Source organism: Pseudomonas frederiksbergensis (assembly GCF_000802155.2).
Lineage (GTDB): Bacteria > Pseudomonadota > Gammaproteobacteria > Pseudomonadales > Pseudomonadaceae > Aquipseudomonas > Aquipseudomonas frederiksbergensis_A.
In genome coordinates, this window is the sequence record NZ_JQGJ02000001.1 from 216950 (window position 1) to 229752 (window position 12803).

At 60.5% G+C, this 12803-nt stretch carries 9 protein-coding genes and 1 tRNA gene; 3 read left to right on the forward strand and 7 right to left on the reverse strand.

Annotation, left to right across the window (positions count from 1 at the left end):
- Positions 1–36: 36 nt before the first annotated feature.
- The 5 genes from JZ00_RS00945 to tspO form a co-directional block, all read right to left on the reverse strand.
- A complete protein-coding gene (locus JZ00_RS00945; RefSeq protein WP_039591205.1) occupies positions 37–1386 on the reverse strand; it encodes a TolC family outer membrane protein in 1350 nt (449 codons plus the stop codon).
- Positions 1387–1388: 2 nt separating this feature from the next.
- Positions 1389–2759 (reverse strand): HlyD family type I secretion periplasmic adaptor subunit, encoded by a 1371-nt coding sequence (locus tag JZ00_RS00950; RefSeq protein ID WP_039591208.1) that lies wholly within the window; start codon positions 2757–2759, stop codon positions 1389–1391.
- Positions 2752–4473: a type I secretion system permease/ATPase gene (locus tag JZ00_RS00955; RefSeq protein WP_039591210.1), complete on the reverse strand. Its 1722-nt coding sequence runs from the start codon at positions 4471–4473 to the stop codon at positions 2752–2754. The genes JZ00_RS00950 and JZ00_RS00955 overlap by 8 nt, the downstream gene beginning before the upstream one ends.
- A gap of 319 nt (positions 4474–4792) precedes the next feature.
- A complete protein-coding gene (locus JZ00_RS00960) occupies positions 4793–6193 on the reverse strand; it encodes an amino acid permease (RefSeq protein WP_039591212.1) in 1401 nt (466 codons plus the stop codon).
- A gap of 338 nt (positions 6194–6531) precedes the next feature.
- Positions 6532–6972 (reverse strand): tryptophan-rich sensory protein TspO, encoded by a 441-nt coding sequence (gene tspO, locus JZ00_RS00965; protein WP_039591215.1) that lies wholly within the window; start codon positions 6970–6972, stop codon positions 6532–6534.
- A gap of 255 nt (positions 6973–7227) precedes the next feature.
- Between tspO and JZ00_RS00970 the strand changes: the two genes are divergently transcribed.
- Complete coding sequence (locus JZ00_RS00970) at positions 7228–8709, forward strand: ComEC/Rec2 family competence protein (RefSeq protein ID WP_039591218.1); 1482 nt, start codon at positions 7228–7230, stop codon at positions 8707–8709.
- 126 nt (positions 8710–8835) lie between these two features.
- On the opposite strand, the gene JZ00_RS00975 is transcribed toward JZ00_RS00970, so the two are convergent.
- Both JZ00_RS00975 and JZ00_RS00980 read right to left on the reverse strand, forming a co-directional pair.
- Entirely contained in the window at positions 8836–11139 is a 2304-nt protein-coding gene (locus tag JZ00_RS00975; RefSeq protein ID WP_039591219.1) for a hypothetical protein, read from the reverse strand.
- A 24-nt stretch (positions 11140–11163) separates the two neighbouring features.
- Positions 11164–11238 (reverse strand) — tRNA-Lys (locus tag JZ00_RS00980).
- Between the two features lie 536 nt (positions 11239–11774).
- On the opposite strand from JZ00_RS00980, the gene JZ00_RS00985 reads away from it, so the two are divergent.
- The gene (locus tag JZ00_RS00985; RefSeq protein WP_039591220.1) at positions 11775–12056 is read left to right on the forward strand and encodes a hypothetical protein; all 282 of its coding nucleotides are present in this window, start codon (positions 11775–11777) and stop codon (positions 12054–12056) included.
- 246 nt (positions 12057–12302) lie between these two features.
- Complete coding sequence (locus JZ00_RS00990; RefSeq protein WP_039591223.1) at positions 12303–12623, forward strand: isochorismate lyase; 321 nt, start codon at positions 12303–12305, stop codon at positions 12621–12623.
- The last annotated feature ends 180 nt before the right edge of the window (positions 12624–12803 follow it).

Here is a 12803-nt window from a genome sequence, read left to right on the forward strand (position 1 = left end):
TTGCTCCCTCGCCACAACAACATTGCACACTTCAGATCAGAACAGGCTTTGCACCTGCTCCAGCACTGCACGGTTCATCTGGCCGGTGTGGGTGTGCAGGCTTACATAGCTTTGCAGCATGTCGAGCTTGGTATCGAGCAGGTCCCGGCGCGCCTGGAACAAGCGTTGCTGGGCGTCGAGGATATCGACGGTCGAACGCACGCCGCCCTGGAACCCCTTCTCGGTGGAGGTCAGCGCCCGCTGGTTGGACTCCACCGCCCGTAGCATCGCCTTGCTCTTGGCGAACCCCGCGACCACGCCCAGGTAATCGGTCTCGATTGATTCCGCCAGTTCCTGGCGCTGCACGTCATAGTCCGACTGGGCGCCAGCCAACTGTGCCTCGGCCTTGGCTACCGAGGCGCGGACCGCGCCGCCGCGGTACAACGGAATGTCCAGTTGAACGCCAACGTAATAGGTGTCCTGGCGCGGATCGAGCTCCTGGTACTGGCGGGTTTCCCGACGGGTCAACTGGGTGGTCAGCGACAACGTCGGATAATGCCCGGCGCGCTGGCTGTCGGCCTGGGCCTCGGCAACTTTCACCGCCGCCAGCCGTGCCGCCAATTCGGGGCTGGCCTCGCGAGCGATTGCCGTCCAGTAAGGCAAATCCTGCTCAGGCGGGATGGGGCTGCCGGTGGGCAACTCTTCGCGCATCGGCTGGATGTCGTCGATGGGCACGCTCGTACGCCCCGACAACGCCCGCAACGCAGCCACGCGGCGCGCCTGGGCTTCGGTTTCCTGGGCCTCCACCAGATCGAGCCGGGCCTGGGCCTCGTCGATATCGGTAATCGCGCCCTGGCCGCCCTCATAGAGCTTTTTGCTCTGCACGACCAAGCCACGGATGGCGGTTTTTTGCTGGGCAATCAACTTGAGTTCATTCTCGGCGCGCGCGACATCGAAGTAGCCCTTGGCGACGCGATCGAACAAGGCTTGGCCGGCCACATCGAACTGCTGGCTGCCAAGCACGCCCCGCGCCTTGCCTTCCTGGTACGCCGCCCAGCGCCCCTTATCGTAAAGGGGTTGTTGTGCCGCCAGGGTCACGCTGTTCGCCTGGTAATCGTTGCTGTTCACATAACTGCTGTCATCGCCGCCATCCGTACGCCCGCCATAGCCATAACGCGATGACAGCGACACTTGCGGATAAAGCCCGCCACGCCCGATCGCCTCCTCCTGTCGTGACGCGTCGTAGGCGTGGGTCGCGGTCTGCAAGGTTGGGTCATTGAGCCGCGAGGCGTCGTAGGCGGCGGTCAGGCTCAACCCGCCCTGCGCCGCCCAGGCGGGGCCGATCACCGCCCAACTGGTGCACAGGCTCAACAGCACACGGACGCCATAACGGCAACGGTCGGTCATGCTCATTCCTCTTTGAAGGCAGCCAGCAAGCGTTCGCGCAGGGGTTTCATCAGGTAATTCATCAGGGTGCGCTCACCCGTCACCACGGTGACGTCGGCGAGCATGCCGGGGCGCACCAGCAGCCCGGCGCTTTGCAACGAGACAACCGTCTCGGCGGGAATCTCGACCTTGGCGGAGAAGTACGGCTGGTGGGTCTGCTCGTCGATCAACTGATCCGCCGACACGGTGGTGACCGTGCCGGTCACGGTCGGCGTATCCACCCGTTGCAGGGCGGTGAAATGCACGTGCACGGGCAGCCCGGGAGTGAGTTTGTTGGCCATCAACGGATCAAAGCGCGCGGTGATCGCCATCGGTGCGTCCAACGGCACCACCTGCATCAACGTTTGCCCGGCCTGGGCGACACCGCCCACCGTATGGATGGACAAATCCATGACCTGGCCCGCCACTGGCGCGCGGATCGCACCGTTGTCGACTTCGAATTGCAAGGCGCGGATCTGATCGGCATAGCCGGCGGCTTCGGCCGACACTTCGCTGAGCTGGGTTTCAGCATCGCGGCGGAATTCCTGCTGCGCCTGCAACGCCTTGAGCCGACTCTCGTTGATGGCCTGGCGCGTGCGGCCGACGTCGCCGATGCCAGAAGCGATCTGTCCGGCCAGTTGCGCCGCGTTGCGCTCGGCCTCGAAGAGCTTGTTGCGCGGCACGTAGCCTTCGCGGGCCAGCTCCCGCAGCCCCACGAGCTCCTGTTGTTGAAAGCGCATCTGCGCGTCGTAGTTGCGCTTGACCCCTTCGTAGCCCTGCAACTGTTGCTGCAAGGCGCCGATTTCGTGCTCGATGATCTGCAAGCGACTGCCCAGCTCGGCACGTCGGGTCATGAACAATTGGCTCTGCAGGGCCATGGCTGCCTTGACGCGGGGCTCGTCGGCGCGCTCCAGCAATTGCTGCGGCCACTGGATTTCATCGGCGCCCAGGCGCTCAGCCATCAACCGCGCCTCGATACTGCGGTCGTTGAGCAGCTTGCCCAGGGTCACGTCCAACTGCGACTGGGCCTGCACCGTGTTGAGCTGCACCAACAGTTGGCCCTGGCTGACGCGGTCACCGTCACTGACCAGTAGTTTCTCCACCACGCCGCCCACCAGCGACTGCACCGCCTTGCGCTCCCCCGCCACCACCACGGTGCCGCTGCCGACCACGCCTTGATCGAGCGGTGCCAGGCACGCCCAAAGCAGAAAACCGCCCAGGGTCAGGGCGAGGAAAACCACGCCGTAGCGCGCCGCGCCGCCCGCATCAGTGCTGGCGCTGGGCAGCGTGTTGCTGCTGAGCACGCTCAAGCCATGCTCACCGTGGGCCGCTGCGGTCGGTTTCAAATCACGCATCTTTGCTTGCCTCCCGCACGGCGGTTGGCCTTGGCCCCGGCATCAGCGCCTTGAGCACCCGGTCTCGCGGGCCGAACGCTTGCTGAGTGCCGTCCTTCAACACAAGGATGTGATCGACCACCGCCAACACATTGGGCCTATGGGTGATCAACACCACGGTGCTGCCGGCGGCCTTCAGCACACCAATGGCTTGCACCAGCGCCAGTTCACCGGCTTCATCCAGATTGGAATTGGGCTCGTCGAGCACGATCAGCGACGGGCTGCCGTACAGTGCACGCGCCAGGCCCAGACGCTGCTTCTGGCCGCCCGACAAACCCAGCCCGCCGGGGCCCAGCGGCGTGTCGTAGCCCTTGGGAAATCTCAGGATCATTTCGTGGATGCCCGCGTGGCGGCTGGCGGCGATGATCTTGTCGGCGTCCTGTTCGCCGAAGCGGGCGATATTATCGGCGACGCTGCCGTCGAACAGCTCGATGTCCTGGGGCAGATAACCGAGGTACGGCCCCAGCGCATCATGGGACCACTGGCTGATCTCGGCATCGTCCAGGCGCACCGAGCCCCCCATGGCCGGCCACACGCCAACCAACGCGCGAGCCAAGGTCGACTTGCCGCTGGCACTGGGGCCAACCACCGCGAGCACTTCGCCCTTGCCGAGGCTGAAATTGATGCCCCGCAAGATCGGCTGCGAAGCCCCGGGCGGCCCCGCATACACTTGCTCCAGGCGCACCGCACCCGTGGGCGGTGGCAGCGGCATGCGCAAGCGATCACGGGGGTGTTGCTCAAGCAATTGGCTCAGGCGCTGGTAGCTCTGGCGGCCGCTGTTGAATTGCTTCCACGAGCCGATGGCGATTTCCACCGGTGCCAGGGCGCGTCCCAACAACAAAGACATGGCGATCATCATGCCCGCCGAGAGCTGCCCTTCAAGCACCAACAGCGCGCCCAATCCCAGAGCCAGGGACTGGCCGGAAATCCGCACGAAACGCGTCGCCGAGGTGATGCGCGCCCCGCGATCGCTGGCGTGGGCCTGCGCCGCAATGATCCGTTGTTGCAGCAGGCTCCAGCGTTGGCGCAGCGGCCCGAGCATGCCCAGGGCCTGGATGACTTCGGCGTTCTGAAGGGTACTGTTGACGTAGATCGAGGATTGCACGCCCAGTCGATTGGCCTCCCCCAGGCGCGTGCGGGTCGCCAGCTCGCCCCACAGCGCCAGGCCGATCAGCAACACGGCGAGCACCAGGGTCAAAACGCCGAACCAGGGATGAAAGATAAACGCCACCAACAGGAAGATCGGCAACCACGGCGCATCGAGCAAGGCGATCAGGCCCTGGCCGGTAATCAGTTGCCGCAGGGTCGCCAGGTCACTCAGCACTTGCGCCGGGTTGGCGTTGTGCTCGCGCAGGCTGCGGGCGAACGCCGCATCGAAGATCCGCTCGCCCAAGGCATCGTCCAGCCCGGCGCTCATGCGAATCATCACCTCGCCGCGCACCCACTCGATCAACGCACTGAACATGAACAGCCCGAGGGCGATCAAGGTGAGCATGAACAAAGTGGTTTCGTTGCGACTGGTGAGGACGCGGTCATAGACCTGCATCATGTACAACGACGGCACCAGCACTAGCAGATTGATCGCCCCGCTGAACAAGCCCAGGGACCAGAACACACGCCGATAACTTAACAACGCGGCGTCAATGTCATGCCGTGGATCAAGGAGCAAACCCATAGAGTGTCAACCCGCAAAAGAAATAACCGTCCCGATGCAATCCATGCGAGTCATTAGCCCGAAGGCGTCAAAAAAAGAGCGTCATCCTGCTGACATTGTCGCCATCTGTGGCGAACTCCACCCGTACGGGCGCCAACTACTGACAACGCTGCCAAAGGTAAGTGCCAGAGGCGGATGAGGGATTTTCGGCGGACGGTGAAAAACGAGGGGATGAGACGCAGGCCCCTGTGGGCGAGCTTGCTCGCGATGGCGTCGGGTCAGTGGCTGGGATTTGACTGCCACACCGCTATCGCGAGCAAGCTCGCACAGGTTTGTAGTGTTAACCCAGGGACACCGCTTCTTCAGGCTGCGGCGATTGCCGCGACGTCACCAATCCGATAAAGGAAATGACCAGGGCCAGGCCAAGGGTGGTGCTCACCTCGCTGCGGTGCTCGGGTGTCACCATCATCACCGCCAGCGCGCCGCAGATGAACAGGATTACCGCCCAGGTGAGCCAGGGAAACAACCACATGCGAAAGCCCAGCTCAACACCTTGCCGAACCAGCTGGCGGCGCATGCGTAATTGGGAGACGGCGATTGCCAGGTACACCAACAGCGCGATGGCGCCGGAGCTGGCGAGTAGGAACTGGAACAACCCGGCCGGCATGAAATAGCTGAACAAGGTGATGCCCAACCCCAACACGGTACTGGCAATCACCGCTGCCCTGGGCACCCCGGCGGACGACGTGACTTGCACCGCCCTCGGCGCATCGCCACGCCGCCCCAGGGAATAGAGCATGCGCGAAGCGATGTAGATCGAGGAGTTCATGCAACTGGCCACGGCGATCAACACCACCACGTCCACCATGAACTTGGCGTGGGGAATGTTCATCAACTCCAATGCCCGCTGGTAGGAACCCACCGAAGCCAAGAGAGGATCGTTCCACGGCACCACGGAAATCACCACGAAGATCGACAGCAGGTAGAACACGCCGATGCGCCAGATCACCGAGCGGGTGGCCTTGGCGATGTTCTGTGCGGGGTTGCTGGACTCGGCGGCAGCGATCGTCACCGCTTCCGTCCCGATGAAGCTGAACATGATCGTGATGAACGCCCCGACCACGGCCGACAAGCCATTGGGCGCGAAGCCGCCATATTCGTCCATCAAGCGACTCAAGCCGCTGGCCTCGCGCTCGGGAATCCAGCCCATCAAGACCGCGAAGCCCAGGGAGATGAAACCGATGATCGCCACCACCTTGGCCATGGCGAACCAGAACTCGAATTCACCGTATTTGGAGACGCTGAACAGGTTCGTCACCGCCAAGGCGATGATCGACACCGAAGCGAACAGCCACGCATCGACGGAGGGAAACCATTGGTTCAGCACATGACCGGCGGCCAGTGCCTCGATGGGAATCACCAGTACCCAGAACCACCAATACAGCCAACCGATGGTGAAGCCGGCCCAGCGCCCGATCGCCTGGTCGGCGTAGGTGGAAAAGGAGCCGGTATCCGGCCGCGCCACCGCCATCTCGCCGAGCATGCGCATGACGAGCACCACCAGCAGGCCGGAAAAAAGATACGCCAGCATCACGGCGGGGCCTGCGGCGGCGATGGCATGGCCCGATCCGACAAACAGGCCTGCGCCGATAATCCCGGCAATTGAAAGCATGGTGACGTGACGAGGCTTGAAGCCCTGCGCCAGGTGGCCGTTCGAATCCTTGAAGGTCGGGCTGGTCATTGTTGTTCTCTTATCGACAGTGAGGCGTGTCGAGGGACTGTCGGTGCTGGTTGGTTTTCGCTCCTCCTGAAAGCGGCACACCCTGGATGTCTGATCCAATCCCTCGTGAAGTTGGCTCTGCGGTAAACAGTTGAGCCACGTTACCCGCCTACGCTCCCGAGTCAGTTAGCTGTGAGCGTCGCTTTTTTGTCTGATCTCGCCAAGACCGGCATGGCCGCGCTGGTTAGCAGACAGCAGAGCGGCTTGGCTCCAGTCGACAGGGTGTTCTGGGCTTATTCAATGCCTGAAACCGGCGTGATGGGTGCAAAGGCGATGCGTGCTGGCTTTGGTTCGCGCCGTCAGCGATTGTTGCGCAGGATGGAGAAGTTCAGCGCAGCAGCCACGCAAAGCCACGCCAGGTAGGGAAACAGGATCAACCCGGTGATCACGTCCAGGCGCAACGCCAACACCACCATCGCGGCCACGACCAGCCAGAGCAGCGCGATGATCACCATGCCGGCGATCATGTGATGCGCGGCGAAAAACACCGGCGTCCACAACGTGTTAAGCGCAATCTGCGCCGCCCACAACGACAGCGCCAATTGGCTTCCCGGTATCAGGCTCAAGCGGTACCCTGCCCAGGCCAGCAGCAGGTAAATAACCGACCAGGCCACGGGGAACAGCCAATTGGGCGGCGTGAAGCTGGGTTTGACCAGGGATTCGTACCATGGGCCTGGTTTGAAAATGACGCCAGTGCTTGCAGCAGCACAGCAGGCGAGGAGAAAAATAAAGAAGGTCATTGTCCGTCCTTGGTTGGGGATAGAAGGCAGAGAGCACTCGAAATGGAGCCCATCGTCCCTTTAATGACCCAGCACTTATTTATAAATTCACTACGTTTGGAACGTGCCCCCTGAACCGTCCCAAAAAAGTAAGGCCGGATCTCAACACAACGCTCGCTTGCCTATTCAATATCAGATGGCCATTATTCTCGGCAGGACGCCGACGCGATACGCGCGGTGCCAATTATCAGCCGGTGAATCCAGCAAGGACGCAAAATGGGCGAATACGAGACGAAGGAACATGACGCTTTCGAAGGCAAACGTCGACAATTCACGGCACTCCTCGAAATAGAGCGCGATGAGCAAAACGAAGAAACCGGCGGATGGGTGATCTTCGATGGATTCGCCAGAACCTTCAGCGACGAACAAATCTTCGACCTGCTTGCTTTACGCACCACTTTTAACTCATTAGCGAAGCTGTTCTCCGGCCTTGCCGAATATACCGGCCAATGGGTGAGCATCGAGGTGGCCTCACACGCCGCTGCCCATTCAATTCCCGCCGAGGTGGTGATGTTTGGGGATAACACTGAGTCTATTTATCTTCACATCACAAGCTTGACTCCAGCGCAGCTGGAACCGGATGAATACAGGATGTTGACGCTCTCTGGAGAGGCTCGAACACCGGCGACTTTTATTGCTGCGATCTTGGATTTCTCTCTGCGTGCGTCGGGCGACCTCGCCGCTGCCGCCTACGATGTGGGCCAGGGGAACTGCAACGCCATAGTTGACCAATACGAGCATCCCCGGGTTTTCTTTGACTTAGGCTGGGCCCCCAACTTCCACTCTTTTACCCGACCGCCTTCACAGCCGGACTTCTTTGCCTGCGACAGACGCACTGTAGCGCCAGTAGTCCTGTCCCATTGGGATATGGACCACTGGTCTTATGCCATCAAGCGAAGCGCATTCAACCCAACGAACTTAACGACCAGGCACGAATGGAACGCGCAAGCGCTCCAGCGTTTCTGGATTGGACGCGCGCCTCAGACCAAAGCGCACCAGATCGGTCCATTGGCGATGAGTTTCTATCGCGAATTGACCAAGGTTCATCTCTTTCCTGGAATCCCAGCCATGCTTCTATGGCCAAACAATTGCCGCCGAATTGATTTCTCCGAGGGTTGGCTGGAAGCCTGCGATCCTCCCTCCCATTTGCCGCAGGACAGAAACAACACCGGTATAGCAATGTTTGTCCAACCCAATCGCAAGGGCCCAGCTATCTTGATGACTGGCGACGCGGACTTCCCGTCTATCCCCTCCTTGCAGACAAACAAACGCCTGAAATTGGCTGGCATGATCGCTCCCCACCATGGGTCAAGAATAACGGTCGCGGATGTTCCAAAACCGTTAAAGCGAGGGCCGAAAAAGCTTGTGTTGTCAGTGGGCAACGGGAATGTCTATGGGCATCCAAAGCAGGAATCCATAGATGCCTACCAAGCCAAAGGCTGGGATTGGGATGTTGTTGCCACACACCAGCGACAAACTTGTCCACACACAGTAGCGCTGTTCCCTGCGACGCATTCACATCTCCATGGGAACGTGCTGCTTAAGTTCTCGCCTGGCGCTCCGGATCCCAAATGCGGTTGTGGCCAGGTTCGGCAGGGAAACTTGTGCCTGATTCCAAGCCACGTCGTAACCTCCTGCCCCCCTTCAGGCACCAGAAAAACATACATCAGGAAGAAAAAAACAGCGGTGGTTCCATAGAGACGTAAATACTGGCTAGTCTTGGATGCTGTTGTGTGAACAGCACCCAGCCATGACCTATTGCCTTGCGATGAGCAGGGCAATCTTCAGCCGGCTTGCCCTTCGTCAGCGCACGTCTTATCGCAACTAATGCGACTCAGTCGTCCACCCCAGGAAAACGCGTGCACCTTCGATGGTTCGATTCTGTTGCGGCAAGCGACGTCCCGCTGCTGCAAGGCGCAGCCCAATCATCACAGGTCGAAACTTCTCCTGAAAAGCAATCGGCTGGCTAACGAAGTGTGCTTCGATGCCTTCGATAGTCGACGCCGTCTCGGATTCATCGAGCATCGACAGGTAAAAAATCATCTGGCGCCAGGCGTAAGCCGTGTTCTTGAGCATGATCAAGCGCCCGTGATAATGCTCGATACGCATCTGCTGGCGTCTGCAGATCCATTCAAAACAGGCCTGGGCGAGTGAGCTCACGCGCGGATACAACAGTGTTTTCAAATCGAGCTCGCAGAACAGTATCGAGAGATTCTGCGTGGTCACTATCTGTTGCTGTTCAATGATGGTGCCGTTGGTTGCGGGACGCCAGGTACCCAGCTCTGCGTTTGCACGCCGCGCGCACAAGGTCGTCAGGGGGTCGGTGCTTGTTGACGAACGTCGCCAGAAGGGTTGGCTCGCTCTCGACTTGGGTTTGTCGGGAAGCGTCGCCAGGATGTGGGTATCGATATCGTAGTAACGGGCGTACAGGGTACCTGCCAGCGCCCTGCCCGCCCGCCTGGCCGCATCAATGAACTTGTTGGAAAATTCCCCCATGAATATGTCCGAAGCGACTTCGTCCACGAACGGCAGATCCAGCCCGGCTGTTTCGGCGAGGGCACGCAGTTCCTTGAGCAGCTTGTTGGGCAGGATCGCCTGGGGAAAGGCAGTCAGCGTCAGCGCTGACGCCTCGATAAGCGCCTGCCGAGCGATGTCCGCGTCGAGCGAGTGACGTTGTCGTTGGCCTTCCATGAGCGCCACCCAGGGCAGCTCATCCAGCCTGACCTGGCTTTGGAGATCGACCAGTAACAACGAGCGGCGCTGGCGAAAAGCACGATAAGTTGCCGCGTAGAGATTGCCCAAGGCGGGGTCGCGAAACCCGGCGCTCCGTATGTCAGCGGTCATCGCCGGCAATACCCGCGCGACGGTGTCGCCCGACGTAATCAAGCCGCGCTCGATCAGTTCGGCAATCGTACCGCTACCGCAGCGCTCCACGCGCTGGCGAATCGATCGCGGAAGATCAGCCTCGCCCGCAAGGGCAAATGCGTTTGCCTCTTGCGCAGTGACCGGCTCAAGCAAGGGCGTCAAATCCGATACGCCATCATCAGCCGGAAAATGTTCCATTCGCTTGGCAACCGCCTTGGCGAGCACATGGTGGCCCGGCGCGGCGACATCCTCGCGCTGTCTGGACCGGTACTCACGATGAAGGTCGGAGTCGGGCAGACCATGCTTGCGCACGAAATCCCCAACGATCTGACGAATCCGGCCGACTTGCCGGCCTGTCAACGAGCTTGGGTCGCCAGAGCATTGTTCGAGCAGTGCGAACAGTTCCGAGAGGCGTGGTTTCGAAGCGCCAATGGTGTGCTCTTCGGCATCGCGGAATGCGTTGAAGCGCGTGCAAAGCGAAGCGGCCTCTTCGGGCCAGCCCTCGGGATAAACCCGGCACGGCCATTCATCCTGGTAAGTCAAAAGGAAATGGGCGACGGCGGCGTCGTACAGTGGCAGGTAGATTTCGATCACCTGCTTCTGAACCGCCAGACGTGGCTGAGCCCGCAACTCCAAGAGCCGTTGGCGAATCTCACCAACGTTGAATACATGGACTTGCGCCGAAGAAGATTGTGGTTTTGCGCAAGGCGATGGAAAGAAGCGCAAGCGATCGAAGAACGGGGTGATCGTCTCGATGAGCGCCCGGGCCTCATCCACTTGATGTTGATCCAGCAGCCACGCCACGCACAGCAGGGCCGACTCTTCCGCAACATCGACGCGGTAATTGCCCGTCCCCAGATACCCCCGCAAGACGTCGAGCCCTTCATCCGTCAGATACCACGCATTGAGATCCAGACGTTCAAAACCCGGACGGATGCCCGGGATCGATGCTGCCAGCACTTGCTCGTGCTCATTGAGCTGACCACCGGCCAGCAGCTGCCCCGTGGCAAACCCGCCCGTGGCAACCTCCAACGTCACCCAGACGGGAATATCCGCCATCGGCATGCGGGCGCCGTACTGCACAGTTCCCTGCACGGCATGCGCCAGTACCTGCTGCCAACGGGCGATCCGCTGAGCCACCTGGACCTGGGCTTCTGGCTCGGAATCGGCGCCTTGGGCGATGAGGGCCTTGGACAATTGGAAGGCCGCATAGCCCGCGCCGATGCCCTGTGTTCCGTCAGATTCAGTGTCGTCCTTGAGCATACGTGCTGATGACCCTGCGAATAATGGGTCCGGGGGCTGGATTCGAACCAGCGCCCACCCGGTTAAGAGCCAGGTGTTCTACCGCTGAACTACCCCGGAGCAGAGCGGGCATTGTCGGTCAGCATCACCGAGATGTGAAGCGTCTCGGATGACAGGATATGTGGCGCGATTTTACGGTCCGAAAATCTCGTAGGAAATGACGACCCGTGGCGAGGGAGCTTGCTCCCGCTGGGCTGCGAAGCGGCCTAGGATTGGCGACTCCGTTTCGTCAGACGTACCGCAGCGCCCGGTTTTGCGACGGCTGCGCCACCGAGCGGGAGCAAGCTCCCTCGCCACGGGTGGTCGGGGCGTCCTACAGGTCGGTTGTGGGGGGGTGGGATCGACTTCTATAGTTGGGGCGTCGCTGGCTTTGGCTGGTGGCTGGGTTTCGCAGCCCGAATGAACAAATTCAGATACCGTCAAATGAAATTCAGGCAAACTTGCCCGCGTTCATTTTATGGCGGTTGTGCGCGGGAGACTTACGGGTCTGCCGAGTTTTGGATTGGTTCCTCGGTCTGCGAACCCTCGCGCAACTGCCACCCATTTGATTCGCAGCAAAAAGGTGGCGATTCCTTCTATCGAATGAGTGCAATCTTATGACAACGAATGAACCGTCCGCCCGCTACACCCCCCTAACCCAAACCGCCACCACCCACCCCGTCCTACTGATCGACAGCCGCGCCCCACTGCCCGAACTTCACGCCTGCGTCAGCGAACGCCTGCACGCCACGCTCGATTTCCTGACCCTCGTAGCCTGCTCCAGCCTGCGCGACTCCTCCACCAGCGACATCAACACCCTGACCAACGTTGCCCGCATTCTGGTGCAGGACGCGACAGACGTATTCGGCGTCATCGAACAACGCGGCCTCGAAAGCTGACCTCTTTTTGTGGGAGCGAGCCTGCTCGCGAAAGCGGCGGCACAGCGAATGCAGATGCAAGCTGACCCACCGCTTTCGTCGGAACGCCGCCCGGAGCAGGCTCGCTCCCACAATGGATCGGAGTATGACCGTAAGAATCAGGTCGGTTACGCCAAACCCAAAAACATCCAGGCCGGCTGTAGAGCCAATATCCAGAGTAAGCTGCCACAGCAAATAGACCATCTACCACAAATGGAATAAACCTAAATGGAAGTAAAAAACCACCTATCCCCTGCGCAATGCACCGGCATGGAAGACATCCGCCAGGAAATCGATGCCCTCGACCAAGCCGTCATCAAACTGTTGGGCAGACGCTTTCAATACGTACTCGCTGCGTCGAAGTTCAAGACATCGGCCACGTCGGTACGTGCACCGGAGCGCTTCAAGGCAATGTTGACGACTCGGCGGGAATGGGCCGAGGCCGAGGGGCTGGACCCGGATGCCATCGAGAAGATGTACAGCGATCTGGTGAATCATTTTATTGCTGAAGAGATGAAACACTGGACGTCGCAGCAGCCCCAGACCTGAGCCATCTCATAATACTGTGGCGAGGGGATTTAGCGAAACGTCGCACCGCCCCGCTGGGTTGCGCAGCAACCCCATACCAGGCACCGCGTTGCATCTAATTAACCGTGCTGACTGGTTACGACTGCTGCGCAGCCGAGCGGGGATAAATCCCCTCGCCACAAGGGCACAGGGGCACAGGGG